Below are 25,761 nucleotides of genomic sequence, written 5' to 3'. Positions count from 1 at the left end.
TAGAAAATAAAAAATGTTACTTATGAAATGAAGAAATTGAATTATGGAATTTTTACCTTTGCATTTTGGTAAGAGAAAGGAAGAGACACATGTTTGGAATCGGTACTAGAGACCTTGGAATAGATTTGGGTACTGCAAATACGCTCGTTTATGTAAAAGGAAAAGGAATTGTTGTGCGTGAGCCGTCTGTTGTGGCTTTGCAAACTGATACAAAACAAATCGTTGCGGTAGGTAACGATGCAAAAAATATGATTGGTCGTACACCTGGGAACGTAGTAGCCCTTCGTCCAATGAAAGATGGAGTTATTGCAGATTACGAAACAACTGCGACGATGATGAAATATTACATCAATCAAGCTCAAAAAACAAAAAGTTTGTTTGCGGGTAAGCCGTATGTAATGGTTTGTGTACCTTCTGGCATTACAGCTGTTGAGAAGCGTGCCGTTATTGATGCGACTCGTCAGGCTGGCGCGCGTGATGCGTATACAATTGAAGAACCGTTTGCTGCAGCAATCGGCGCCAATCTACCGGTTTGGGAGCCAACGGGAAGTATGGTAGTAGATATTGGTGGAGGAACAACAGAAGTTGCGATTATTTCTTTAGGCGGAATCGTAACATGTCAGTCAATCCGTATCGCTGGGGACGAGATGGATGAAGCGATTATTCAATATATTCGCAAGAATTACAATTTAATGATCGGTGAGCGTACGTCAGAAGCATTAAAAGTAGAAGTCGGTTCTGCCGGAATTCCAGAAGGTATTGAAAACATGGAAATTCGCGGACGTGACTTACTAACAGGTCTACCGAAAACAATCGAAATTTCAGCAGAAGAAATTGCAGAAGCGCTAAAAGATACAGTGGCTTCTATTGTCGATTCAGTAAAAAGTACATTAGAAAAAACACCACCTGAACTTGCGGCAGATATTATGGATCGCGGTATTGTATTAACAGGCGGTGGCGCATTGCTACGTAATTTAGATAAAGTTATTAGTGAAGAAACAAATATGCCGGTTGTCATCGCAGAAGATCCGCTTGACTGTGTTGCAATTGGAACTGGTAAAGCGTTAGAACACATTGATTTATTTAAAAATCGTACAAGCGATTCATATCGCTAAATATTAAGAGGTGTAGATCGTGCCACAATTTTTCTTAAATAAACGTTTAGTTATTTTATTGGTCAGTATTATTGTATTAGTGGCATTGATTGGTTTTTCGTTAAATGGTCGTAAAAATGTAACGTGGCCTGAACAGTTTGTCAAAGATACGGTTGGTCTTGTTCAGGCTACCTTTAATGAACCCGCACAATTTGTAGCGGGTTTCTTTCAGAATGTAGGTGACTTAAAGCGTACATATGAAGAAAACGAGGTATTAAAAGCCCGTTTAGACGAACGCATGCAATTAGAAACGAAAGCCAACGCTTTGCAGCAAGAAAATAAAAAATTAAGAGCACAGCTCGACAAAAAAACGGATTTAAGTCAATACAATCCAATCGAAGCAACAGTTATTGCTCGTAATCCAGACCGTTGGCATGAGGTAATTGCCATTGATAAAGGGACGGTTCATAATGTACAGGAAAATATGGCTGTTATGACTCCTGAAGGGCTGATTGGTAAAGTGAAGCATGCATCTAAGTTCACATCTACTGTGCAGTTAATTAGTTCATCAGATCGTACAAACCGTGTATCTGCTAAAATTCAGGCTAAAAAAGAAGTGTTTGGTTTAATTGAAGGCTATGATGATAAAGAACAGGCGCTTGTTATGCGTCGTATTCCTTTTGATGCTGATATTAAAGAAAAGCAAAAAGTAGTAACGTCCGGTCTAGGACAAGAAGACGGCATTTTTCCTAGCAATCTTCCAATTGGCGTTATCACAAAAATTGAGCCTGATGAATATGGATTAACGAAAAAAGCTTATATCAAACCTGCTGCTGACTTGTATGACTTAGATAACGTAGTTGTAGCTAAAAGAAGTGCGCCCGCTGCTGAAGACGATTTAGGGGCGGAGGAGGCTAACTGATGAAGCGGTTTGTCCTTCCTATTCTCGTGCTTGTCGTTTTTATGTTTGAAAGTATCTTTGTTAATTTTGTCGCCATGGCATCACCATGGCGAGACTGGATTCTATCGCCTCACTTTGTTGTAGTGGTACTGGCTTTTATGGCAGTGTATTATCACCCAAAGCAAGCGATGCTATATGGGGTAATCCTTGGATTCATGTACGATATTGCCTTTACGGATGTCTTAGGAGTATACGCGCTTGGATTGCCGGCCGTATGCTATATCGTATCAAAACTAATGAAGATTTTTCAGCAAAATACGCTTATCGTAATCTGCATGTCGCTATTAGCTGTAGCCATTATTGAGTTTTATGTATATGGAATTAATAGCATTATTAATATATCCGATATGACCATTGGTCGCTTCTTGCAAGAGCGATTTTACGCAACCATCATTTTAAATGCCATATTTGCACTCATTTTTGCATTTCCGCTTCAAAGATGTTTTCAATATTTCGCTAAATTTATCGATGAACGCTGATCCGAAAATATATTACGCTTCTCGTTCGTGATGTGATAAAAATGCTGATTGAAGAAACGAAAAAAAGGAATTGAGTAAGTCTCTGTCGAAATTATATATTCGTTGAGGTGAGCGTCTTGAATAAACAAAAGCAACAAAATGTGACAATTAAAGGAACAAAAGATGGATTAACGTTGCATCTCAATGATACATGTTCATTTGCAGAGCTTTTGACGGAACTTAAGACGAAGCTTTTGACAAATAAGCATGGCGATGCCGATCAAATCGTCACAGTGTATGTCAAAATCGGAAATCGTTATTTAACTACAGAGCAGGAAACCGAATTGAAGGCGCTCATAGAAGAAAATCAGTATTTAGTAGTTAAACAAATTGATAGTAACGTTATTTTAAAGCAAGATGCAGTCCGAGTAAGAGAAGAAAGTGAATTAGTATCTGTTACAAAGGTAGTTCGTTCAGGACAGGTTCTCCATGTAGAAGGCGATTTGCTTCTAGTCGGAGACGTAAATCCCGGAGGAACCGTTGTAGCTGGAGGAAATTTATTTGTATTAGGTGCTTTAAAAGGGATTGCTCATGCAGGATATCGCGGCAATAAAAACGCCGTTATTGCTGCATCGTTAATGAAACCTTCACAGCTGCGCATTGCTGATATCATTACCCGATCAGAAGAAGAGCGCAGTGAGAAGGAAGAGAATATAATGGAATGTGCATACTTAGATGATAATGATCAAATGGTGATAGATCGCGTGCAAGCTTTACCGCATCTAAGACCGAATTTGACCAGGGTAGAAAGGAGAATTTGACAGTGGGAGAGGCTATTGTTGTTACGTCTGGTAAAGGTGGAGTTGGAAAAACAACGACATCAGCCAATTTAGGTACTGCTCTAGCATTAGCTGGAAAGCGCGTGTGTCTAGTAGACACTGATATCGGCTTACGCAACTTGGATGTTGTAATGGGGCTTGAAAATCGTATTATTTATGATCTTGTAGACGTGGTAGAAGGTCGATGCCAACCGCAAAAAGCCTTGATTAAGGACAAGCGTTTTGAATGTTTGTACTTACTTCCTGCTGCTCAAACGAGTGACAAAACAGCTGTTCAACCAGAACAAATGCGAGAGTTAGTTCTTCAGTTAAAGCAAGACTATGACTATGTGGTTATTGATTGCCCAGCTGGTATTGAACAAGGCTATAAGAATGCCGTAGCTGGCGCTGATAAGGCACTCGTTGTGACAACACCGGAAGTTTCAGCTGTTCGTGATGCTGACCGTATTATTGGATTATTGGAGCAAGAGGATATCGAATCTCCAAAACTGGTTATTAACCGAATCCGTAGTCATATGATGAAAAATGGAGACATGCTGGACGTGGAAGAAATTTCTCAGCTTCTGGCTGTTGATTTAATTGGAATCGTTGCTGACGATGAAAATGTTATTCGTGCTTCTAACAACGGTGAACCAATTGTCATGGATCCATCAAGCAAAGCATCAATTGCATATCGTAATATTGCAAGACGTATTCTAGGTGAAACGGTTCCTCTTCAATCGTTAGATGAAGAAGATAAGGGAATGTTTGCACGTATTAAACGATTCTTTGGTGTTCGTTCTTAAAAAGCTTCCGATAGAGGAAGCTTTTTTTATTTGTGTGATTTTGTAGAGTCAAGCTGTCATAAGCTCCACGGACAAGTCATATAGTTGATTATACGATAAGAACAAGGAGAATGATGAATCATGAATCGACGTGCTGATGAAATCCGTAAACGAATTGCTGAGCGCAAGCGAAAACAATTAAATACAACGAAGCGTCTTCCTCAAGAACCTCTTCATACGTCCTTAATGAGTGAAGAAGAAAAATATGGATCGATGGATTATTCTGCGGTTGAATACACACCATCAGCAAAGGAATATCACCCGTTATTTCGAAAAGAACGCTTTTTATTTAAAATTTTAGCTTCGGCCTGCTTAGTGTTAATTGTAGGGATTATGTTCAAGAACGCTTCTCCTGCTTTTGAACAGGCCAGAGTGGTGGTTCAACAAACAATGGATAAAGAATTTCAGTTTGCAGCTGTTTCCTCTTGGTATGAAGATAAGTTTGGGAAGCCGTTAACGCTCCTGCCGAATAAGGAGTCTAGCAAAACGGAGCAAAGTGTAAGCGGAGAATACGCTACTCCAGCTTCAGGGAAAGTAACGGAAACATTTGCTCAAAGTAAGCAAGGCGTGACGGTTCAAACAGGAGTGGATTCTGTTGTAGAAGCAATGAGTGAAGGTATTGTAAGGTATGTAGGAAAACGTGATGATACTGGGAATACCGTTATTATTCAACATGCCGATGGAACTGAAACTTGGTATGGACAGCTCAAAAAAATCAATGTTAGCATGTATGATTTTGTGAATAAAGGCAAAGAAGTAGGAATTGTGGAAAACAGTAAAAAAGGCGATGCTGGAACGTTCTATTTTGCTATTAAAAAAGGCGATAAGTTTGTGGATCCTAGTCAGGTGATTCAATTTGAATAGTGCTTTTTCGTTATTAATGAAAATTCACATTCATCCATTGTTTTGGGGGATTTTCGTAATTGGTATCTTAACGGCTACGGTAAAGCAGCTTTTTTTGTTATTTATTATTGTAATTATTCATGAACTGGGCCACGCCGTAGCGGCTCAGTGTTTTTCTTGGCGAATTCGTAGAATTATGCTCTTACCTTTTGGAGGAGTAGCAGAAGTAGATGAACATGGTAATCGTCCATTTCGAGAAGAGTTTATTGTGACAATAAGTGGACCTCTTCAGCATCTTTGGATGTTTGGAGCTGCTTTCTTATTAATGAAAATAAATGTGTTGTCTTTGGAAACGTATGAGCAATTTATGTTTCAATGCACAGTAATTTTACTGTTTAACCTTTTGCCCATTTGGCCATTGGACGGAGGGAAGCTGCTTTTTTTAATGTGCAGTCGTTCTTTACCATTTTTAGAAGCGCATAAGCTTGCACTCCGGTTATCAACGTTTTTTTTAGCTATCGGTATTATCTACGCCGTCATTATGCATCCTTTTCAGCTGCACTTATGGATTGTTATTTCATTTTTAATTATATCCGGATATTTGGAATGGAAGAGCAGGCAATTTGTCTACATGCGCTTTTTGTTGGAGAGGTATCATGGAAAAGAGCATCCAATTGGAGTTTTAAAAACGCTAAGTGTATCAACCAGTGAGACGCTCCATCAAGTCCTGCAAAAATTCCAAAGAGGTTGTAAGCATATGATTATTGCTACATCTCAAACAGGCGAGCATGTACAAATTGATGAAAATGAACTTTTACACGCTTACTTTGTAGAAAAAAGAACAAATAGCCCACTAGATGAACTTGTAACAGTTTACTGATTTCTAGTAACATAGAATAGAATGAAAAAAGTTCGGTTGCACTGACCGAACTTTTTCCTATGAATTTAGATTAAAGTGAGGCAATGTATGTGAAGGCATGTATCATTAACGCGGCTACTTCTTCCAAACGTATAGCCGTGATAAACGATAAAACACTAGAAAAAATATATTTAGAAGAACAAAGCGAGAATCAAATTATTGGTGATATATATTGGGGTAAAGTCGTAAAAGTCCTGCCGCATATGCAAGCAGCCTTTATCGATATTGGTTTATCAATGAACGGATTTATTCATCGAAATGAACTTGTATCCTATCAGCAGTCAGATAATCCTCACAAGGATCAGCAGCCGATGTCTGCTTTTATTCGTGAAGGAGAAAAAGTATTGGTTCAAGTTGTAAAAGAAGGCATTGGAACAAAAGGGCCGAAGCTGACGGGTATTATTGAATTTTCTTCTGATGAGCTTGTATATTTACCGCACGGAAACTATGTCGCTGTATCCAAAAAAATAGATGAGCCAAAACGCCAACAGTGGAAACAGCTTGGCGAGCGGTTAAAACAGGGGATGGAAGGCTTTTTATTTCGAACAGCGATTGAGGAAAAATCAGAAGCTGCGGTCCAACACAAAATAAAAGAGCTACAGAAGAAATATGAGCGCCTTGAACGACAGACACAGGGAATGAAAGCTCCTGCCCTAGTCAGCAAAGGACAAGATTTTCTCGAAACAAGAGTGCAAGCTGCACTTCAACAAGGAATTGACGGGATAGTAGTAGATGACTTTGACCTATATCAGCATCTTCAAGCTGCCTACCCTAACTCGTCAATAGAGTACTATAAAGGAAATGAAAATATTTTCTCCTTTTATGATGTGGAACGGCAAATAGAGAAGCTTTTAAAGCGAATCGTGTGGCTCAAAAGTGGAGGTTATATCGTTATTGACGAAACGGAAGCGATGACGGTCGTAGACGTGAACACGGGGAAGTTTTCAGGAAAAGATAATATTCGAAAGACGATGTTTCAAACAAATATGGAAGCTGCGTATGAACTGTCCAAACAGATGCAATTACGTCACTTAGGCGGCATGATCTTAATTGATTTTATAAATATGTCTCATAAAGAAGATCGGACAGAAGTAGAAAGGTACATGAAAAAGCTATGTGAACAAGATGAAGTGCGGACGAATGTAGTTGGCTTTACAGAGCTCGGCATATTGCAATTAACGCGGAAGAAAGTGCGCAATAGCATTGGGTCAACATTAACTATGCCTTGTGAAGTATGTGAAGGAACCGGTAAAATGATTGATTCCAAAACGGTTGCTTTTCAAATTGAACGTGTAATTTGGGAACATCGCGGCGCGGAAGAAGAGGCTATTTGGATTGAGACGCGAAGTGATGTTATAAATGAAATGAAAGCTCAAGGGTTTCTCAAAGCTCTAGAGAAAATGGTTAAAAAAACCGTATATCTTACGCCAAGCGATGATTATACAAACGCATTTGTTTTGCGTCAATTGGGGTCGAAAGAGCAGATTCAAAAAAGGGTCTCTGCTTCTATATAAATTTTTAGAAGAAAACATGAATTCCAATTGACACTAACCTTTGATTTGTAGTAAGATTTAATATGTTGGTTTGTAGCACCCGTGCTACAACCGCTCAGAACAGGTTTTAAGTTCACTTGAACACCTGTGATGGCGAGTCTTAGTTTTTAGAGGAGGTGCAGAGAATGTACGCAATTATTGAAACTGGTGGTAAGCAAATTAAAGTAGAGGCTGGTCAAGCAATCTACGTTGAAAAACTTGCTGGTGAACAAGGCGAAACAGTTACTTTTGACAAAGTATTATTTGTAGGTGGCGACAGCGTGAAAGTTGGTGTTCCTTTCGTAGAAGGTGCAACAGTTACGGCTAAAGTTGAAAAACAAGGTCGCGCTAAAAAGATCACTGTATTTAAATACAAAGCAAAGAAAAACTATCGTCGTAAGCAAGGTCACCGTCAACCTTACACAAAAGTTGTAATCGACGCTATCAACGCGTAATTATAACAAATGATTAAGGTGACGATTTCTCGTGATGCAAATAAGAAAGTTGACGGGTTCACGATGAGTGGACATGCTGACTTTTCCGAACACGGAAAAGATCTTGTTTGTGCGGGAGCATCTGCAGTTTCATTTGGAACAATTAATGCTATCTTTTCAATAAGTGGGGTTGAACCGCACTTAGAGCAAGGTGGAGATGGTGGCTATCTCCGTTGTGAGATTCCGAAAGATGTGGATTCGTTCACATTGGAACAGATTCAATTGCTATTAGAAGGTATGGTTGTTTCACTGAAAACGATCGAATTAGATTACAGTAATTATATAAAAATTAACGACAACTAAACAGGAGGTGGATGTCATGTTAGTAAGATTAGACCTTCAATTCTTCGCTTCTAAAAAAGGAGTAGGTAGTACTAAAAACGGTCGTGATTCAATCTCGAAACGTCTTGGTGCTAAACGTGCTGATGGCCAATTCGTATCTGGTGGTTCAATTTTATACCGTCAACGCGGTACTAAAATTTACCCAGGTGCAAACGTAGGTCGTGGTGGAGATGATACTTTATTCGCTCAAATCGACGGTATCGTTAAATTTGAACGTTTCGGTCGTGACCGTAAAAAAGTATCTGTATACCCTGTTGCTCAAGAAGCATAAGATACAAAAAGAAAACTCTAACCCAAGTAGGTTAGAGTTTTCTTTTTGTAGAATATTTCACCTATTACCCATTGGAATTTGTTATAATCGAACATATCTAAGAAGATTGATACGAGATGTTTGTCAGCGTTGTGAAATACTTATGCTCGAGTCAAAGTTAGGAGTGCTAAGATGGAAAAAGAATGGGATGTCGTAGAGGTATTAAGATACGCGCGGCATGATTGGTTAAATAAGCTGCAATTAATCAAAGGCAATCTAGCGTTGAATCGGCTTGATTGAGCGAATGAAATCATTGAAGAAATTGTAAATGAATCCAAACATGAATCCAAGTTAACAAACATCAATATGCGACTGTTTGCGGGCTTTGTTATGACCTATCATTGGAATAACCATGCTGTTCGCTTAGATGTGGAAGTGCTTGGAGAATTGAAGGATTTATCACAATACGATGAGTTTGTATACAACTGGTGTTGCTATTTGACAGAAGCACTCGAAAAATATGTTGATTATCATGCAGAAAACTATTTGAGTATTTCAGTATGCATTGAAGAACAGGGAATTCGTTTCTTTTTTGACTTTAGTGGAATACTAACAGATATACAGAAGCTACAAAACAAGCTACAATGTTATGAGTGCGCTCAAGGAGTTGCATTGGTTGAACAGCATATGTCTGAAGATGAATTTAGCCTTATGCTCACAATAAGTTAAAAGCGCTTTTGCTATGGCAAGAGCTAAGATATAGAACGGAGTGAAAAAGAAATGTTTGTAGATCAGGTCAAGGTATATGTAAAAGGTGGCGACGGAGGAAATGGAATGGTTGCCTTCCGTCGCGAAAAGTACGTACCAAAAGGAGGTCCTGCAGGTGGTGACGGTGGTCACGGTGCAGATGTCATTTTTGAAGTAGAAGAAGGATTACGTACGCTGATGGATTTCCGCTATAAGCGTCACTTTAAAGCAAGCCGTGGTGAACATGGAATGTCAAAAGGACAGCACGGACGTAACGCTGAGCCGATGATTGTAAAAGTTCCACCAGGTACCGTTGTGTTGGATGAAGATACGAACGAAACGATTGCTGATTTAGTTGAGCACGGCCAGCGCGCAGTGATTGCTAAAGGTGGACGCGGAGGGCGTGGGAATACGCGTTTTGCTACACCTGCAAATCCAGCACCGGAGCTTTCAGAAAATGGAGAGCCAGGTAAAGAGAGAAATGTCATTCTTGAATTAAAAGTATTAGCCGATGTAGGATTAGTTGGTTTCCCAAGTGTTGGAAAGTCAACGTTATTATCCGTAACGTCTGCTGCAAAGCCAAAAATTGCTGAATATCATTTTACAACAATTAATCCGAATTTGGGAGTAGTTGAAACAGAAGATAATCGCAGTTTTGTGATGGCAGATTTACCAGGGCTAATCGAAGGTGCACATGAAGGTGTAGGATTAGGTCATCAGTTTTTACGTCACATTGAACGTACCCGCGTGATTGTCCATGTAATCGATATGTCAGGTTTAGAAGGCCGTGATCCATATGAAGATTACTTAACTATTAATGAAGAGCTGCGTCAGTATAATATGCGTTTAACGGAACGTCCGCAAGTAGTGGTAGCAAATAAAATGGATATCCCGCAAGCCGAAGAGAATTTAGCTGCATTCAAAGAAAAAGTAGGGGACGAAGTGAAAATCTTTCCAATTTCTGCGGCAACGCGTGATGGAATCCGCGAACTGTTATTTACAGTAGCTGATCTTGTAGAAACGACGCCGGAATTCCCAATGCAAGAAGAGGAAGATCTATCTATGCACCGCGTACTGTACAAGCATGAAAAGAAAGAAGTGGAATTTGTTATTACGCGTGATAGCGATGGCTCATACGTATTAAGCGGTGAAAAAATCGAAAAATTATTCAAGATGACTGACTTCTCACGTGAAGAATCAGTTCGTCGATTCGCGCGCCAGCTTCGAGGCATGGGCGTCGATGAAGCCCTTCGTGAACGAGGAGCAAAAGATGGCGACATTGTAAAGCTGTTTGAATATGAATTTGAATTTATCGACTAATTGTTGTTCATAGGATAAGGGGAGGGGCTTTACTTGCATAAGAGCGATAAGCAGTTTTATTTAGTTCGCGAAGATGTATTACCAGAAGCGATGAAAAAAACATTGGATGCGAAGCTGTTAATTGAACGGGGAAAAGCTGAGTCGGTAGCAGATGCTGTACAAGCCGTAGACTTGAGTCGCAGTGCTTTTTATAAGTACCGCGACACCGTCTTTCCGTTTCAGACGGTTGTCAAACAGCGCATTATTTCACTATTTTTTCATATTGAAGATCGATCAGGAACTTTATCACATTTATTGAGCACCGTTGCATCATCAGGATGCAATGTGCTAACAATTCACCAAACCATCCCTTTACAAGGGCGTGCCAACGTAACTCTTTCATTAGATACAGCAAGTATGAGTGTTGAGTTAAATGAAATGCTGCGAAGACTGAAAAGCTTAGAGTTTGTAGATAAAGTGGACGTGCTTGGTTCAGGGGCATAATGGTAAACAGATATAGATAAGGAGAGGCATGATTGTGGGGAAAGTAGGATATTTAGGACCAAAGGCAACATTTACACATGTGGCCGTCCAAGGCGTATTTAAACAGCACGACCATATTCCATACAAAACAATTCCAGCATGCATTGATGCAGTGGATAAAGGAGAGATTGAGTATGGAATTGTACCGTTAGAAAATGCACTTGAAGGATCTGTAAATTTAACACTTGATTATCTTATTCACGAACGTCGTCTGCCGATTGTTGGAGAAATTGTGCTTCCAATTCGTCAGCATTTAATGGTTCATCCATCTCATGCAGAACAGTGGAAAAACATTGAAACGATTTATTCTCATCCTCATGCAATTGCGCAGTGTCATAAATTTTTACACGGAGAATGTACGTCAACTGCAGTAGAAGAGATGACATCAACGGCGTTTGCTGCTAAATATGTAAGCGAACACCCTGAGCTTAATATTGGAGCTATTGCGAATGGATTAGCAGCCCGTGAATATGGATTACATATTGCTTGCCCGAATATTCATGATTATGATCATAATACAACAAGGTTTGTTATTTTGCATAAAGATGGAGGGCAAGAGGTGCCATTTTTAGCTGGAAACGGGTGCAAGACAACGTTAATGATTACACTTCCATCTGATCAGGCAGGAGCGCTTCATCAAGTGCTTTCAGCTTTCTCCTGGCGTAAGCTAAATCTGTCTAAAATTGAATCCCGTCCCATGAAAACAGGGCTTGGAAACTATTTCTTTATCGTTGATATTGAACAAAAAATGGATGAAGTATTAATCCCTGGGGCTATGGCTGAACTTGAGGCACTGGGCTGTAGCGTAGAGCTGTTAGGAAGCTATCCTCATACACTACTTGAAACAGAAATCCCGCTTTAAAGCGGGATTTTTTTTGTTATAACACCTTTTTACTCATTCGAAACTAAATAACCTTCCGCTTCAAGAGCTAAGCAGGCAGCATTCAGTTTTTCAATTGTATCTGCTTCAATCGTATGAAGGTGAATCCCCTCTGTTAACTGAGATAAATAAGTTGCGTTTGTTTCTTGAATTTTTTTTATGAACGTTTCTACTTCTTTTCGGGTTTGAATCATAACGGAAGCCGTTAATTCACCATACACAGGGTGTTCAACGGTTACATTTTTTACGAGAACGCCGTGGTCAACAAGCAGGAGAAGCTCCTTTTCAGCATCTTCTGGCGTATGCTGACAGGCAATAATTCGCTGATGCACGGTAGTTTGAGATGGATTTTGAATATAAATATATCCTTGGCTTGTTGCGATAATGGGCTCATTTTTAGCTTTAAGCAGCGAAATATCTTGTACAATGACTTGGCGGCTAACGTTTGTTCTTTTCGAAAGCTCACTGCCCGTCATTGGTTTATTCTCTGTTTGTAACCATTGTAGAATAAGTTCTCTTCTTTCTTCTCCAAGAATTTTCTTTTGAGTTCCTGGCACCTTTAATCCCTCCTTTTACACTGTCATAAATTCTTGCTGTAATAAATGAAAAACGGATATGAGTCGATCAATATGCTTAAACGTTGAATGTTGACTAAATGAAAGACGTACAAAGTTCTTAGCATTCGCAGTCGATTTGCCAATCGCAAGTAAAGAAGCTAATGGTTCCTGCTGATTTACATGGCAGGCACTTCCCGTAGATATAGCAATTCCGTGACGATTACATTGTAACATAACATATTGACCCTGTATGTTTGAAAATGTCAGTCCAATAATTCCAGGAAAATGAGAGTTCCCAAGGCCTTCTACCTCTATAAAAGGAGCAAGAGATTCTAGTTTTTCCAGTAAGTACGATTTTAAGCGCTCATAATGGCTTCTGGCGGTTTTCATTTCTGCATATGCGCATTCAGCTGCTGCAGTAAAGGCAGCAATGCCTGTGGTATTTACAGTCCCAGGGCGAAAGCCTTTTTCATGAGTTGCTTTATGATAAATAGGCTTCCAAGAAGAACTTGAATTCATGTATACCATTCCTACACCTTTTGGTCCGTAAATTTTATGACTAGAAACTGAGATGCTATCAGCTTTCAGCTTTTTAACATCAATAGGAAGCTTACCGAAAGATTGAACACAATCACAGTGAAAGAGAATTTCTTTTTTAGATAAAAAATGGCCAATATCCTCAACTGGCTGAATTGTACCAAGCTCATGATTGATATGCTGAATGGCTACTAGCACAGTGTCAGGTCGAATCGTCTTCTTTAAGTCGTCTACAGACACAACGCCGTTTTGATCTACAGGTACGTAAGATAAGGAAAAGCCTTCTTTTTCAAGCTGCTGCAACGTATGAAGAACTGAAGAATGTTCAAGCTTCGTTGTAACTAAATGTTTTCGTTTGCTAGTGTTTCCTTTTAAAAGAGAGTGAATAGCTAAGTAATTAGCTTCTGTTCCCCCGCTTGTAAAAAAAAGATCATCCTCTCGGCAATTTACTAACAGGCTTAATTTTTTTCTGCATAGTGTAAGCAGATTCTCTGCTTGTGTTCCAAGTGTGTGAAGACTGCTGGAATTTCCATAATAGCTTGTTGCCGCTTCAGTATATACCTCAATTGCTTCTTGTCTCATTGGCGTTGTTGCTGCATAGTCCAGATAAATCATTTTCTCCCCCCGATAAAAAAACTTCTTGTCTTTCATTTAATAATATGTAAATATAGGTGTCAAGACACATGTAAATAAAGAGGTGTAAAATGTTAGAGACGGATGTTTTAATTATTGGAAGCGGATTAGCAGCGTTTTCTGCAGCTTATGAACTGTGTCGTCATAACAGAGTTGTAATGGTAACGAAAGGTAAAATTGACCGCAATAACTCAGTTCTTGCTCAAGGCGGAGTAGCAGCTGCTATTGGAAGCAGCGATCACTGGAGTGAACATCTCTATGATACGTTGGTTGCGGGCAATAAGCATTGCAATGAACAAGCGGTACGCACTTTAGTGGAAGAAGGTGCGGCTGTAGTAAATGAATTGATTCATAAAGGAATGAAGTTTGATAAAAATCCAGATGGTACGCTGCATTTTGGAAAAGAAGGAGCCCATCGTGTCAATCGTATTCTGCATGCAGGTGGGGATGCAACAGGACAAGCGCTGTTCGCTTTTTTGAAAAAAGAAGTACTGCCATATATTACAGTGATTGAAAACGAAATGATTCAGCATTTAGTAACTGTAGATGGAACGTGTAGAGGTGCTATCGGACAAGGTGAAAACAACAAAATTACTATATATTATGCTCGCCAAACCATTATTGCTACCGGAGGAATCGGCGCTTTGTACAAGCATACATCTAACCAGCCGCTTGCGACAGGAGATGGGCTAGCGCTTGCGTACAGGGCTGGAGCAAAATTAGCGGACTTAGAATTTGTTCAGTTTCATCCGACCCTTTTGTATCAAAAGGAAGCGAAAGGTCTAGTATCCGAAGCGGTTCGAGGTGAAGGTGGTGTACTGGTAAATGAATGGAATGAACACATAATGGAAGGCGTTCATCTCTTTAAGGATTTAGCACCGCGAGATGTTGTAGCAAGGACGATTTTTAATGAAATGAAAAAAGGAAGATCCGTATTTTTAGACATTGAAAAAGTGGCTCATTTTGAACAAAAATTTCCTACGATTACGGCACTGTGTCGAAAGTATAAAATTCAATTGGACAAAAAACGAATACCTGTTACTCCGGGCGCACATTTTTTAATGGGTGGAATTGAAGTAGATGCTTACGGACAAACAAGTGTTGAAGGATTGTATGCCGTGGGGGAAGTTTCTTCTACAGGCGTTCATGGAGCAAATCGTCTAGCAAGCAATTCATTGTTAGAGTGTCTTGTATTCGGAAAACGGGCAGGGCGTCATATTTTACATAAAGCGAGAACGGTATCTCGTTATACTCCCGTTCGTTACGTCTATAAAGGCATGCCTAAAATACTGCCTGCCACAAGACAAATTCAGCATAAAATGATGGATTGTGTAGGAATCATTCGTCATGAAAACGAATTGGCTACCATTGTGCATGAATTCACAAATTATTTGGATGGAATACCTCTTGATCAAGAAGTTATATATTCGAGGGAAGCTGCAACCATCTGCAATATGCTAACTGCAGGTCTGCTTATTGCCGAGTCCTCTCTTGCAAGAAAAGAAAGTAGAGGAGGTCATTACCGAAGTGACTTTCCGCATGAAAAGCAAGAGTGGGAGCATAAGCGAATTATTAAGCAGTCTGCTGCTTCAACAAAACAATCATTGATTTTATAAGCAAGGAAATCTAAAAAGAAAGGTGAGGTAGCATAATGAACACGTTGAAATTACAAACACTGTTGCATTCTTTTTTTATAGAAGACATTGGAGATGGAGATATAACTTGTGAAGCTATTTTTTCTCCGTCTGACCAAGGGAAGGCTGTGTTTACGGCAAAGCAATCAGGTATTATCGCAGGAGTGGAATTGATTAAAGAAGGATTTCATTTAATAGACCCTAATGTGAAAGTGGATTTCGAAAAAAAAGACGGAGATGTTCTTAAGCCTGGAGATAAAATAGCTGCCGTTTCAGGATCCGTGCGATCTATTTTGACCGGTGAACGGGTAATTTTAAACTTACTTCAAAGAATGAGCGGCATTGCCACGATGACGCACAAAGCCGTAGCGATGCTTGGCAGCTCACATACCCGCATATGTGACACGCGAAAAACAACGCCTGGTCTGCGAATGTTAGAGAAGTATGCCGTTCGTGCTGGAGGAGGTTATAATCATCGTTTTGGCTTGTACGATGGCGTCATGTTAAAAGATAACCATATTGCACATGCAGGATCTATTCTAGACGCTGTTGTGAGAGTAAGAGAGCAGCTTGGACATATGGTTAAGGTGGAAGTAGAAATTGAAAATAAAAGTCAATTGCTAGAAGCAATAGAGGCAGGAGCAGATGTCATTATGTTCGATAACTGTTCTCCAGAAGTCATTAAAGATTGGATACCGCTGGTTCCCGCTCATATTGTCACAGAAGCATCCGGTGGAATTACGCTTGGCACGCTCCATTCTTTTAGAGACAGCGGAGTGGACTATATTTCACTTGGAGCTTTAACGCATTCAGCAGGGTCTATCGATATCAGCTTGGACTTATTAACAGAAAGGGGAACAGAAAATGATGAGTTTATTACAAACGCTTCAGCAGCAAACGCTGCCCGCTAAATATACGGAGCTCACAGAAAATGAAATGAAAAGAAGAGTATTAGAAATCAAGAAAAAACTCGGAAGCAAATTGTTTCTGCTCGGCCACCATTATCAAAAAGACGAAGTGTACGAGTTTGCAGATGCGGTAGGAGACTCCTTACAGCTGGCTCAAATAGCGGCTGAAAATAGAGAAGCTGAGCATATTGTGTTTTGCGGCGTTCACTTCATGGCAGAAACAGCTGATATTTTAACAGATGAAAACCAAAAAGTCATTTTACCCGATATGCGAGCTGGCTGTTCAATGGCTGATATGGCTACTATTCAGCAAACAGAAAAGGCATGGCCTGTCTTGCAGGATCTTTTCGGAGATACGATTATTCCGCTTACGTATGTAAATTCTACAGCTGCAATTAAATCTTTTGTAGGCGAACATGATGGTGCAACAGTAACATCTTCAAATGCAAAAAATATGGTGGAGTGGGCATTTTCTAAAAAAGAGCGCATTCTCTTTTTACCAGATCAGCATTTGGGCAGAAACACAGCTTATGATTTAGGTGTTGGACTAGATGAAATGGCCATTTGGAATCCTATTGAAGAAATGCTCGAATATGAAGGCGATATAAACAACATCAAGGTGATTCTATGGAAAGGTCACTGTTCTGTGCACGAAAATTTCACGGTTAAAAATATTGATTATTTACGCGAGAAGCAGCCTGAGATGAATATTATTGTTCATCCGGAGTGTTCCTATGAAGTGGTGCAAAAATCAGATTATGCAGGTTCTACAAAATATATTATTGATACAATTGAAAAAGCTCCTTCAGGCTCTAAATGGGCCATTGGCACGGAAATGAACTTAGTGAAACGGATTATCAACAGTCATCCGGATAAAGAAATTGTTTCGCTTAATCCCTATATGTGTCCTTGTTTGACGATGAACCGAATTGATTTGCCTCACTTGCTGTGGGCTTTAGAAAGCATTGAAGAAGGAATAGAAGTAAATCAAATCAAGGTAGATAAGCATACAGCGCAAGGTGCAATCAAAGCGCTAACGAATATGCTAGAACGAGCATAAAGATTTTTAAGACAATTGAAAAGAGAAGGTCTAAAAGAAGACTTATTGACATATTGTTTGTGTTGATAAGTCTTTTTTTCTTTATCATAAAAACTTGAACCAAACTGTGGGCAAAATGAATAAAAAAATGGTTCAAGGCATATCTTGTGATGAACAAACAGAACTTACTTTGATTTTGCACATATAGATGGCAGAGACTCTACTCGGGAGGGGAATGACGTTGAAAATCCATATCGTTCAAAAAGGGGATACCCTTTGGAAAATCGCTGAAAAGTATGGGGTTAATTTTGAAGAGTTAAAAAAAGCGAATTCTCAATTAAGCAATCCAGACATGATCATGCCTGGAATGAAAATTAAAGTGCCGACAAGCGGAGTGCCTGTTCAAAAAGAAGGAGCTCCTTCACCTGGTATAAAAGAAATGCCTAAAGTTCAACACCCTTATAGTGACCAATCCACTAAAGCTTATCCAGTAACGGAAATTGATGAAAGTTCAGATGACAATAAATCAGCTAATCAGCCTGCTCAGACGCCTTTTATGCAGCCGATAAAAGAAGCACCAATTGCGCAGCCAAAGAAAGAAGCACCGATTGCTCAACCGAAAAAGGAAGCGCCCATTGCGCAGCCAAAGAAAGAAGCGCCGGTCGCGCAGCCTAAAAAAGAGGCACCAATTGCGCAGCCTAAAAAAGAAATGCCTGTTGCACCAAAGCTTCCTAAATTAAAGCCGATTGCACCTGAGATTGATATTAACAACTATTACACGGTTAATATGGCGATGCAGGCTCCAAAAAAAGAAGCGCCAAAAGAACTGCCAAAGCATGAATCGCCAGAAAGTCCTGAAATGGAGAGTATCGAAATGCCTCCTCAAATGCCATGTTATCCAATCACGCCGATATCGCCTGTGATGCCAGGCTACGGATTTAATTATATGCCGTGTCATCCGCCAATGTATGCACCACAGCCGTATCCAATGCCAATGTATCAACAGGCTCCAATGTATCATCACGGTTATGAAAACGAATCGTTTGAAGAACATGCAATGGGTGCTCATATGGCACCGATGCCAATGTATCCAATGATGCCACACAGCTGCTATGGACCGGTACAATGCTCTCCTTGTCCGCCTCCATGGGGATATCAGCAGCCCGTTTATCCGGCCTATCATCAAGCACCAATGTATCCACAAGTGCAGGGAGCCATGACAGGTGGACATTATGAAAGTTCTTCGGAAGGTTTTGGAAACGCGCCTTACCATTATGGGCAGCACTATGTCCCACAGCAGCAAGGAGACTGCGGCTGCGGTGAACCAAGACCTGACGACTATGCCACACAGCAGCCTTATCCACAGTATCAGCAGCCGGTACCTTACGGCTTTCAGGATCCAAGGGCACTCTATCCAGCCCCATATGGCATGATTGGTGTACCTCCGTATCCTGCGTTTGACCCAAATGCATTTAGTATTCCAGAATATGATGAGTACGACGAAGATGAAGATTGATTATTATAGACGAGACGATTTTAATTTAAATCGTCTCTTTCTCTATTTGAAAAAAAGAGATATTCACGTTGAGACCTACCGTATGAAAAAGCCTCACGTCATCATCGCGGATACGAATAAAGGAAGAAAAGTAATAAAAGCATACAGAGACAAAGGTAAAATTGAACATGTTTATCACGTTTTATCTCAAATTAAGCAGGGGTATGCGGTTAATTTTGAAACTTACCCAGAAGGTGAACTTTATATAAAGGACCGTCATTTGTATTGGGCGATGATGCCCTTTGTTAAGCAAGTAAAAGAGATAACGTACGAAAGTTTTCAGGATCGGGAAGAGGTATTACAAACATTGATCCGCTATCATGGAGAAGTTCGTAAAAAGAAAATAGCTGCGTATACAAAGCTTCCTGAATATGATCTTATTTTAAAATGGAAAAAGCGGCTTTCCTCTTTTCGAGAAACGTCGTATATATTTAAAGAGTGTAATCAATTTCATGTATATAAAGATATTGTGACTTGGGGGGAAAAAGCTTTAGTTTTAATGGAGCGTTTCAGAGATAGTCAGTTGAACCACTCCATTATTCATGGTGACGTTGCTTCACATAATTTCTTGAAAACAAACCACTTGGGTATTGTTATGATTGATTTTGACTTAGCGGCTAAAGCTCCTGCTCTTTATGACTATGTTCAGCTGGCCCAGCGCTTTTTGCCTTACGTCCAGTGGTCGATGAAAGAACTACTTCAACACTCGAAAATAAAAGAATTAAGCAAGCAGCGTTTTTTTCTTGCTTCTTTGCTATTTCCATCGATGCTGATGAGAAACTGGAATATAAACCCCTCTGCTTTATCATGGGCAAACCGTCAAAGGTTAATGCAGCAATCAGTTGAAGAATGGTCACAGCGTACACGGTTTTATCGAGTGATTTACCAGCACTTACAAAACCTACATGACATGTAAAGAGTTTATAAACACTTCATCGAATAAGAAACGGCTTGTCTTTTAATCCTAATAGTAAGCTCAGAGTAAATAGAGCTTAAATTAGGGGGCGATTATGTTGAATAGGTATGTAGCAACTTCTTTAGCTTTTGCATGTATGATGGGACTTGGCGCTTGCAATAACAAAGACCAAGGTATGGAACAACGCTATACAGATACGACACAGCCTGTTGGGTATCATACAAATGAAAAAGCGAATGAACATCGCGTAGATAATCCGAAAGGTCCAATGACTGAAGTTTTAGATGGGAATGGAACACCTAATTATCCGTTAAACGTAAGTGATGGACGTTTTGACAATCCGACAAACCCTTATGGAAACATCAATAATACAAATGATCGTACAAATGGCGTGGCTAATATGTATTACGGTGAAGATTATCCAAGAGACTTTACGGAAAAAGTGGCTGATCGAGCTGCAAGCGTTAAAGGTGTAGAAAATAGTCGCGCCGTTGTCCGTGGAGATCAGCTATTAGTTGCTGTGGATCCTGCCAAAGACATAAATAACGGCCGTTTAAGACAAAATGTGCTCGATAAAGTAAAGCCTATTGCGAAGGACTACAATGTTCAAGTAAAAGTAGATCACGATGTATTTATGAATGCTCGTTCTCTTGATGACGATATTCGAAATGGAAAAGACCGAAATACGATTCAAACTAATTTCAATGGTCTATTTGAATCAGTCGATGAGAATGTCAATCATAAACATCGTTAAATGAAGAAGCAGCTGTCTGTGAAGGGCGGCTGTTTTTTTGATGAGAATACATATAAAAAAGCTGCCATTGAAGCCAGGCAGCTATTCCTCGAACATGTAACTATTAATTTTTCTTGTTAGAAGCAGATTTGTTTGTTGTTTTAGATTCCGCTTCTTCATTTTGAGCGTTAGTTTCGTTTTGTTTGAGGCGACCTTCTCTTTTTTTCGTATCTGCTGGTGCCGTAGCGACACTCTTTGTATTTTTAACATTTTTTGCAGAAGAGCTTGTCTTATTAGCTTGTGTGTTTGGCTTCTCGTTGTTAGTTGTCTGACTATTTTCGTATTCAGCTTCCACGTCGCTTGCTAGAGCTGCAGAAACTTGAGCGTAAGTATGGTCTGTATAGTTCATCATATTTTCGTATACTTCAGGGCTCGCGAGTCCATCAGGTTCTACGCTTGCTTCTTCTTTCTTAATCGTTTCAGTCCATTCTTTTGTTTCTTGAATAAGTTTTTTTCCTATAATTACTTCTTCAACAATAACTGGTCTTTTGGTTATTTCTACTCGTTCTTCCATGATTGGAACACGAATAATTTCATCTTCTGTAAGTGGGCCAGCGTTATAGTCTCCGTCAATTACAGGTCGGCGTTCAATATAAAACTCTTCTCTTGTAACAGGAACGTGTACAGTTCTTTCTTCCTCTATTACTTTTTTGTGGAGTTTTACTTCACCTACTTGAACGCGTTCTTTTAAGACATCTAATTTTTCTTCACGCAGTTGGACAGCTCTATGCTCGTTGTGTTCCGTATAGGTTCCGTACGCTGGAGTTTGTTCAGAGCTTACGGCATCTATCAAAATTAGAATTTTACCAGCAGCTACATCTGTCTCGCACTGCACGGCTGAGATGTCTGGGATGCCCATGCGGATTAATTTTGATTTCAAGCCGCTTCCTTGTTTGAGCCCCATGCCGCCTGTCATCATGGTAAAAAAGTTATCCATCATGACGCCAGCTAATGAACTTACGGCAGGCGAACCAGCTTCAATAATTACATTTGTATCATGACCTATTTGAAATGTATTGCTTTTACTATTAGAAATGACCATGATGTCTGTTTCTCGATAACCTTGACGTTTTAAATTATGGATAACATCTAAAGCTTCTTTTTCTGAAAAAAAAGTTCCGACTACACGTTTATTCATTCTCATTACTTCAGCTCCCTTTTTTATGAAAATAGATAATAGAAGTCCTTACAATTACTTCCACTATGTACATACCCTGCGAAAATTTAATTAAAACGTTTAAGAGAAAATTTTACAAATAGTGTGCAAATGTAACAAATACTCCATGTTTTCTTAACATAATATCGTGAAAAGGATTCGCTTCATAAAATAAGAGGATAAAAGAAAATAAGTAGGTCAAACTATTAGTGTAGATTTTCACAAAACCTTTTTAGATAATACTAAAAAGAGTATGATTAACGTGTGAGGTGAAGGTGAGTGAAGAAAGTCATTCATCAAGCAGCTTTTTTAATGCTAGTAAGTATTGTGCTTTGTATAATGCCATACCGTGCAGATGCGAATGAAAAGGAGCCGATGACATTATTTCTTGAGCGCGTGTATGTGGATGGAGTCGTAAGTCAAGAGATGATCAAAAGCCCTTCTATGACAAAAAAACAATTAATGAAAAAATATAAAAATTGGCGACTGCTTAAAGAAACCGATCGAGAGCTAGTTTTTAGAACAAGCATAGACGATATTTCACCTATTTTAAAAGACAACGGCTACGTAGGGCTTTCTGTTAACGGTATTCTCTCAGCATTTGAAGGCAAGCCAGCTTCGTCGCAGCACATTATACAGTCGTTTTTTCAAATTGACATCAAAAGGCTTGAAAGCTATCAGCATGAACAATTAAAGAAAGGTATTCGCGTTCAATCAAAAGATGAATATCTTTCCCTCATTAATTTCTATAAAATCTATCAGCTCAAGCAGCGGCCGCTTTCGATCAAGCAGCCGTTTTTTAGTATGGTAAAATAATTATTGAATTCAACATTCTAAATTGCTTCTATTTGCTTTTGGCGATATGTTAAAATGGTATTCAGCAGTCTAGTATTGTATATAACTTAAAAGGTCATTCATCAATAAAAGTGGGCGGTTCTATTTTTTACAGCTATTGTAAAAGTGGGTTGAGAAAGATGAAAAGAGGCGAACGTTCTCTTGAACGTCTTTTTAAAAGGAACTGTAAAGGAAAATAGAGAACGATGCGGGCAGGACTCTTCATAGGTAAGATGGAAGGTCACTGCCCGCGCGTACGTGAGTAAGGAGAGAGCTTATTGTTTGATTATATCAAAGGCACGGTTACATATATAAACCCTGAGTATATAGTAATTGAAAACAACGGAATAGGCTATCAGGTCTTTACGCCGAATCCATACGTGTTTTCAATTGATGAACAACCAAAAACGGTTTACACCTATCAATATGTAAGAGAAGACGTAATTGCACTTTACGGGTTTGCTTCGCGAGAACAAAAGGATTTATTTATGAAGTTAATTAGCGTGTCAGGAATCGGCCCAAAAGGCGGTTTAGCTATTTTAGCGTCAGGTAATCCAGCGCAGGTTGTCCAAGCTGTGGAGGAGGAAGACGAGAAGTTTTTAGTTAAGTTTCCAGGAGTAGGTAAAAAAACAGCTCGACAGATGATTCTAGATTTAAAAGGAAAGCTGCATGATATTGTACCAGATGCCGTTCCTTCTTTATTTGCAGATTTGGACGCACAAGAAGTCAAATCTCAAAGTTCAGAAGCACTCGATGAAGCGATTGAAGCACTTAAAGTATTAGGTTACGCAGAAAGAGAAATCAAAAAAATTGTTCCAGCTTTAATGAAGGAAACGATGACAACAGATCAGTATATTAAAGAAGCGCTAAAACGATTATTGAAACAATAAGTAAGGGAGGAGTAAAATGGACGATCGTATTGTAACGGGAGATGTTCTTGGTGAAGAAGAAATCATCGAGCAAAGTTTGCGGCCGCAAACCTTACAGCAGTATATTGGTCAGCATAAAGTAAAATCCCATCTTGACATTTTTATTAAAGCTGCCAAAATGCGAAGCGAAACGTTAGATCACGTGCTCTTATATGGTCCTCCAGGATTAGGTAAAACAACCCTTGCCACTATTATCGCTAATGAAATGGGCGTGCAAATCCGAACGACCTCAGGGCCAGCCATTGAGCGTCCAGGCGACTTAGCCGCGGTTTTAACCAGCTTAGAGCCTGGAGATGTGCTTTTTATTGATGAAATTCATCGATTAAATCGTTCAGTTGAAGAAGTACTGTACCCAGCAATGGAAGACTTCTGTTTGGACATTGTGATTGGAAAAGGGCCGAGTGCACGTTCTGTCCGTCTTGATTTGCCTCCGTTTACGCTAGTAGGTGCAACAACAAGAGCAGGGCTTTTATCTTCTCCTTTACGTGATCGCTTCGGCGTTTTAAGCCGTTTGGAATACTATCAAGAAGAAGATCTTGCTTCGATAGTAGAAAGAACAGCAGCTATTTTAGATGTAGAGATTGATCAGAAAGCGACGTTTGAGATGGCTAGGCGTGCTAGGGGAACTCCACGTATTGCGAATCGCTTGCTTCGAAGAGTCAGAGATTTTGCCCAGGTAAAAGGAGACGGAGCTATAACTGAAACCCTTGCTACTGAAGCATTAGAAATGTTACAGGTGGACCGTTTAGGTCTTGATCATATTGACCATAAATTATTAAGAGGGATTATTGAAAAATTTAGAGGCGGGCCTGTAGGCTTAGATACAATATCAGCTACTATTGGTGAAGAATCTCACACGATTGAAGATGTATACGAGCCTTATTTACTACAAATTGGCTTTTTGCAGCGAACGCCTCGAGGACGAATTGTGACTCCTTTGGTTTATGATCATTTTCAGCTGGAGGTGCCTGATCAGTGAATGATATGCCTAAGATGCTGATCACATTAGGAGGCATTTTAGTAGTCATTGGGCTGTTATGGCAGTTCGTTGGCAAGCTTCCTGGCGATATTTTTATTAAAAAAGGAAATACAACCTTTTATTTCCCGATTGTGACATGTATCCTAGTAAGCGTTGTGTTATCACTTATTTTTTATGTAATTGGCAGGTTTAAATAATTAAGTAGAAACAGGTGAACATTTTGAAAGTAGATTTATTTGATTTTCATTTACCAGAAGAATTGATTGCGCAAACACCACTTGAGCAGCGAGATGCATCAAGACTCATGGTATTAAACAAAGAAACAGGAAATGTGAAACATCATATGTTTCATGACCTTCTTGATTATGTGCAAGAAGGAGATTGTTTAGTGTTAAACGATACGCGTGTTCTTCCTGCACGTTTATTTGGCACAAAAGAAGATACAGGTGCTAATATTGAAGTATTGCTTTTAAAACAAACACAAGGCGATACGTGGGAGACGCTTGTAAAACCGGCTAAGAGAGTAAAAGAAGGAACGGTTATTTCGTTTGGTGACGGACGTCTGACTGCTGTATGCAAAGAAACGAGCGATCAAGGCGGACGTTTGCTAGAATTCAACTATGAAGGCATCTTTTATGAGGTGCTTGAACAGTTAGGAGAAATGCCGCTGCCGCCTTATATTAAAGAACGTTTGGATGATCAAGAGCGCTATCAAACGGTTTTTGCCCGTGAGCAAGGTTCTGCAGCAGCGCCAACAGCAGGTCTTCACTTTACAGAAGAGATGCTTGAACAGTTAAAAACAAAAGGTGTGCATATTGCATTTTTAACGCTTCATGTCGGATTAGGTACGTTCCGTCCAGTCAGCGTTGACGACTTAGAAGAGCACGATATGCACGCAGAGTTTTATCAAGTGAGTGAAGGAACCGCGGCTTTACTAAACAGCGTACGCGAAAAAGGCGGACGCATTATTTCAGTAGGTACAACTTCTACCCGTACTCTTGAAACAATTGCAACTGAGCATAACGGAAAATTTGTTGCTTCTTCAGGCTGGACCAATATTTTTATTTTCCCAGGGTATGAATTTAAAGCAATTGATGGAATGATTACAAACTTCCATCTTCCAAAATCTACGCTCATTATGCTTGTAAGTGCCTTAGCAGGAAGAGAAAACGTCATTTCTGCCTATGAACAAGCTGTAGCAGAGAAGTATCGCTTTTTCAGCTTCGGCGACGCGATGCTAATTTTGTAATTTAACATGAAAGGAAT

Annotated in this window: 30 protein-coding genes and 1 other annotated feature; of the genes, 27 read left to right on the top strand and 3 right to left on the bottom strand. The window is 39.6% G+C overall.

Annotation, left to right across the window (positions count from 1 at the left end):
* Window positions 1-89 precede the first annotated feature (89 nt).
* From LJY09_RS23105 to pheA, 16 genes are all read left to right on the top strand, one after another.
* Window positions 90-1,115, top strand: coding sequence for a rod shape-determining protein (locus tag LJY09_RS23105; RefSeq protein WP_013059345.1), 1,026 nt, complete (start codon window positions 90-92; stop codon window positions 1,113-1,115).
* A 19-nt stretch (window positions 1,116-1,134) separates the two neighbouring features.
* Window positions 1,135-2,016, top strand: a complete 882-nt coding sequence (mreC, locus tag LJY09_RS23100; RefSeq protein ID WP_013059344.1) for a rod shape-determining protein MreC — start codon at window positions 1,135-1,137, stop codon at window positions 2,014-2,016.
* Entirely contained in the window at window positions 2,016-2,534 is a 519-nt protein-coding gene (mreD, locus tag LJY09_RS23095) for a rod shape-determining protein MreD (protein ID WP_014458115.1), read from the top strand. The genes mreC and mreD overlap by 1 nt, the downstream gene beginning before the upstream one ends.
* A 116-nt stretch (window positions 2,535-2,650) precedes the next feature.
* Complete coding sequence (minC, locus tag LJY09_RS23090) at window positions 2,651-3,334, top strand: septum site-determining protein MinC (protein WP_028411717.1); 684 nt, start codon at window positions 2,651-2,653, stop codon at window positions 3,332-3,334.
* A 2-nt stretch (window positions 3,335-3,336) separates the two neighbouring features.
* Window positions 3,337-4,137, top strand: a complete 801-nt coding sequence (gene minD, locus LJY09_RS23085) for a septum site-determining protein MinD (protein ID WP_013059341.1) — start codon at window positions 3,337-3,339, stop codon at window positions 4,135-4,137.
* A 120-nt stretch (window positions 4,138-4,257) separates the two neighbouring features.
* The gene (locus LJY09_RS23080) at window positions 4,258-5,040 is read left to right on the top strand and encodes a M23 family metallopeptidase (RefSeq protein ID WP_028411716.1); all 783 of its coding nucleotides are present in this window, start codon (window positions 4,258-4,260) and stop codon (window positions 5,038-5,040) included.
* Window positions 5,033-5,899, top strand: coding sequence for a M50 family metallopeptidase (locus LJY09_RS23075; protein ID WP_028411715.1), 867 nt, complete (start codon window positions 5,033-5,035; stop codon window positions 5,897-5,899). The genes LJY09_RS23080 and LJY09_RS23075 overlap by 8 nt, the downstream gene beginning before the upstream one ends.
* 83 nt (window positions 5,900-5,982) lie before the next feature.
* Entirely contained in the window at window positions 5,983-7,452 is a 1,470-nt protein-coding gene (locus LJY09_RS23070; protein WP_099000509.1) for an Rne/Rng family ribonuclease, read from the top strand.
* Between the two features lie 78 nt (window positions 7,453-7,530).
* Window positions 7,531-7,602: a sequence feature (ribosomal protein L21 leader region), on the top strand.
* A 14-nt stretch (window positions 7,603-7,616) separates the two neighbouring features.
* Window positions 7,617-7,925, top strand: coding sequence for a 50S ribosomal protein L21 (gene rplU / locus LJY09_RS23065; RefSeq protein WP_013059337.1), 309 nt, complete (start codon window positions 7,617-7,619; stop codon window positions 7,923-7,925).
* Window positions 7,926-7,934: 9 nt separating this feature from the next.
* Complete coding sequence (locus LJY09_RS23060; protein WP_013059336.1) at window positions 7,935-8,267, top strand: ribosomal-processing cysteine protease Prp; 333 nt, start codon at window positions 7,935-7,937, stop codon at window positions 8,265-8,267.
* Window positions 8,268-8,283: 16 nt separating this feature from the next.
* A complete protein-coding gene (gene rpmA / locus LJY09_RS23055) occupies window positions 8,284-8,577 on the top strand; it encodes a 50S ribosomal protein L27 (protein ID WP_013059335.1) in 294 nt (97 codons plus the stop codon).
* Window positions 8,578-8,748: 171 nt separating this feature from the next.
* Complete coding sequence (locus tag LJY09_RS23050) at window positions 8,749-8,856, top strand: Spo0B domain-containing protein (protein ID WP_228307442.1); 108 nt, start codon at window positions 8,749-8,751, stop codon at window positions 8,854-8,856.
* Between the two features lie 66 nt (window positions 8,857-8,922).
* On the top strand, window positions 8,923-9,285 hold the full coding sequence (locus tag LJY09_RS23045) for a Spo0B C-terminal domain-containing protein (protein WP_228307441.1): 363 nt from the start codon (window positions 8,923-8,925) through the stop codon (window positions 9,283-9,285).
* 51 nt (window positions 9,286-9,336) lie between these two features.
* Window positions 9,337-10,623, top strand: coding sequence for a GTPase ObgE (gene obgE, locus LJY09_RS23040; RefSeq protein ID WP_028411712.1), 1,287 nt, complete (start codon window positions 9,337-9,339; stop codon window positions 10,621-10,623).
* A 33-nt stretch (window positions 10,624-10,656) separates the two neighbouring features.
* Window positions 10,657-11,106, top strand: a complete 450-nt coding sequence (locus LJY09_RS23035; protein WP_028411711.1) for an ACT domain-containing protein — start codon at window positions 10,657-10,659, stop codon at window positions 11,104-11,106.
* Window positions 11,107-11,134: 28 nt separating this feature from the next.
* The gene (pheA, locus tag LJY09_RS23030) at window positions 11,135-12,007 is read left to right on the top strand and encodes a prephenate dehydratase (protein ID WP_028411710.1); all 873 of its coding nucleotides are present in this window, start codon (window positions 11,135-11,137) and stop codon (window positions 12,005-12,007) included.
* A gap of 29 nt (window positions 12,008-12,036) precedes the next feature.
* Here the strand turns inward: pheA and LJY09_RS23025 are convergent, their stop codons facing one another.
* On the bottom strand, window positions 12,037-12,582 hold the full coding sequence (locus LJY09_RS23025) for a transcription repressor NadR (protein WP_028411709.1): 546 nt from the start codon (window positions 12,580-12,582) through the stop codon (window positions 12,037-12,039).
* A 15-nt stretch (window positions 12,583-12,597) separates the two neighbouring features.
* Window positions 12,598-13,734 (bottom strand): IscS subfamily cysteine desulfurase, encoded by a 1,137-nt coding sequence (locus LJY09_RS23020; RefSeq protein ID WP_028411708.1) that lies wholly within the window; start codon window positions 13,732-13,734, stop codon window positions 12,598-12,600.
* Between the two features lie 89 nt (window positions 13,735-13,823).
* Between LJY09_RS23020 and nadB the strand changes: the two genes are divergently transcribed.
* The 6 genes from nadB to LJY09_RS22990 all read left to right on the top strand — a co-directional run bounded on the left by nadB (window position 13,824) and on the right by LJY09_RS22990 (window position 20,558).
* On the top strand, window positions 13,824-15,368 hold the full coding sequence (gene nadB / locus LJY09_RS23015) for an L-aspartate oxidase (RefSeq protein WP_155010561.1): 1,545 nt from the start codon (window positions 13,824-13,826) through the stop codon (window positions 15,366-15,368).
* A 35-nt stretch (window positions 15,369-15,403) separates the two neighbouring features.
* A complete protein-coding gene (gene nadC / locus LJY09_RS23010; RefSeq protein ID WP_028411706.1) occupies window positions 15,404-16,297 on the top strand; it encodes a carboxylating nicotinate-nucleotide diphosphorylase in 894 nt (297 codons plus the stop codon).
* On the top strand, window positions 16,254-17,354 hold the full coding sequence (gene nadA, locus LJY09_RS23005; protein WP_028411705.1) for a quinolinate synthase NadA: 1,101 nt from the start codon (window positions 16,254-16,256) through the stop codon (window positions 17,352-17,354). The genes nadC and nadA overlap by 44 nt, the downstream gene beginning before the upstream one ends.
* 214 nt (window positions 17,355-17,568) lie before the next feature.
* The gene (gene safA, locus LJY09_RS23000) at window positions 17,569-18,849 is read left to right on the top strand and encodes a SafA/ExsA family spore coat assembly protein (protein ID WP_155010560.1); all 1,281 of its coding nucleotides are present in this window, start codon (window positions 17,569-17,571) and stop codon (window positions 18,847-18,849) included.
* A complete protein-coding gene (locus LJY09_RS22995; protein ID WP_223546267.1) occupies window positions 18,839-19,804 on the top strand; it encodes a phosphotransferase in 966 nt (321 codons plus the stop codon). Before safA ends, LJY09_RS22995 begins: the two co-directional genes overlap by 11 nt.
* 94 nt (window positions 19,805-19,898) lie before the next feature.
* Entirely contained in the window at window positions 19,899-20,558 is a 660-nt protein-coding gene (locus LJY09_RS22990; protein WP_033579658.1) for a YhcN/YlaJ family sporulation lipoprotein, read from the top strand.
* A gap of 103 nt (window positions 20,559-20,661) precedes the next feature.
* On the opposite strand, the gene LJY09_RS22985 is transcribed toward LJY09_RS22990, so the two are convergent.
* Window positions 20,662-21,741, bottom strand: coding sequence for a YsnF/AvaK domain-containing protein (locus LJY09_RS22985; protein ID WP_028411701.1), 1,080 nt, complete (start codon window positions 21,739-21,741; stop codon window positions 20,662-20,664).
* A 291-nt stretch (window positions 21,742-22,032) separates the two neighbouring features.
* On the opposite strand from LJY09_RS22985, the gene LJY09_RS22980 reads away from it, so the two are divergent.
* The 5 genes from LJY09_RS22980 to queA all read left to right on the top strand — a co-directional run bounded on the left by LJY09_RS22980 (window position 22,033) and on the right by queA (window position 25,744).
* Window positions 22,033-22,569: a BofC C-terminal domain-containing protein gene (locus LJY09_RS22980; protein ID WP_155010559.1), complete on the top strand. Its 537-nt coding sequence runs from the start codon at window positions 22,033-22,035 to the stop codon at window positions 22,567-22,569.
* Window positions 22,570-22,865: 296 nt separating this feature from the next.
* Window positions 22,866-23,477 carry a Holliday junction branch migration protein RuvA gene (gene ruvA, locus LJY09_RS22975; RefSeq protein WP_028411699.1) on the top strand — a complete coding sequence of 204 codons (612 nt, stop codon included), beginning with the start codon at window positions 22,866-22,868 and terminating at the stop codon, window positions 23,475-23,477.
* A 16-nt stretch (window positions 23,478-23,493) separates the two neighbouring features.
* Window positions 23,494-24,495: a Holliday junction branch migration DNA helicase RuvB gene (gene ruvB / locus LJY09_RS22970; protein ID WP_028411698.1), complete on the top strand. Its 1,002-nt coding sequence runs from the start codon at window positions 23,494-23,496 to the stop codon at window positions 24,493-24,495.
* Complete coding sequence (locus LJY09_RS22965; RefSeq protein ID WP_028411697.1) at window positions 24,492-24,692, top strand: DUF2905 domain-containing protein; 201 nt, start codon at window positions 24,492-24,494, stop codon at window positions 24,690-24,692. The genes ruvB and LJY09_RS22965 overlap by 4 nt, the downstream gene beginning before the upstream one ends.
* 23 nt (window positions 24,693-24,715) lie before the next feature.
* Window positions 24,716-25,744, top strand: a complete 1,029-nt coding sequence (gene queA, locus LJY09_RS22960) for a tRNA preQ1(34) S-adenosylmethionine ribosyltransferase-isomerase QueA (RefSeq protein WP_048019724.1) — start codon at window positions 24,716-24,718, stop codon at window positions 25,742-25,744.
* Window positions 25,745-25,761: the final 17 nt, after the last annotated feature.

The organism is Priestia sp. J2 (genome assembly GCF_020790095.1).
In the GTDB taxonomy this organism is placed as follows: Bacteria; Bacillota; Bacilli; order Bacillales; family Bacillaceae_H; genus Priestia; species Priestia zanthoxyli.
Note: the sequence above shows the minus strand (reverse complement) of the source record. Positions and strands in the feature narration are given on the sequence as shown.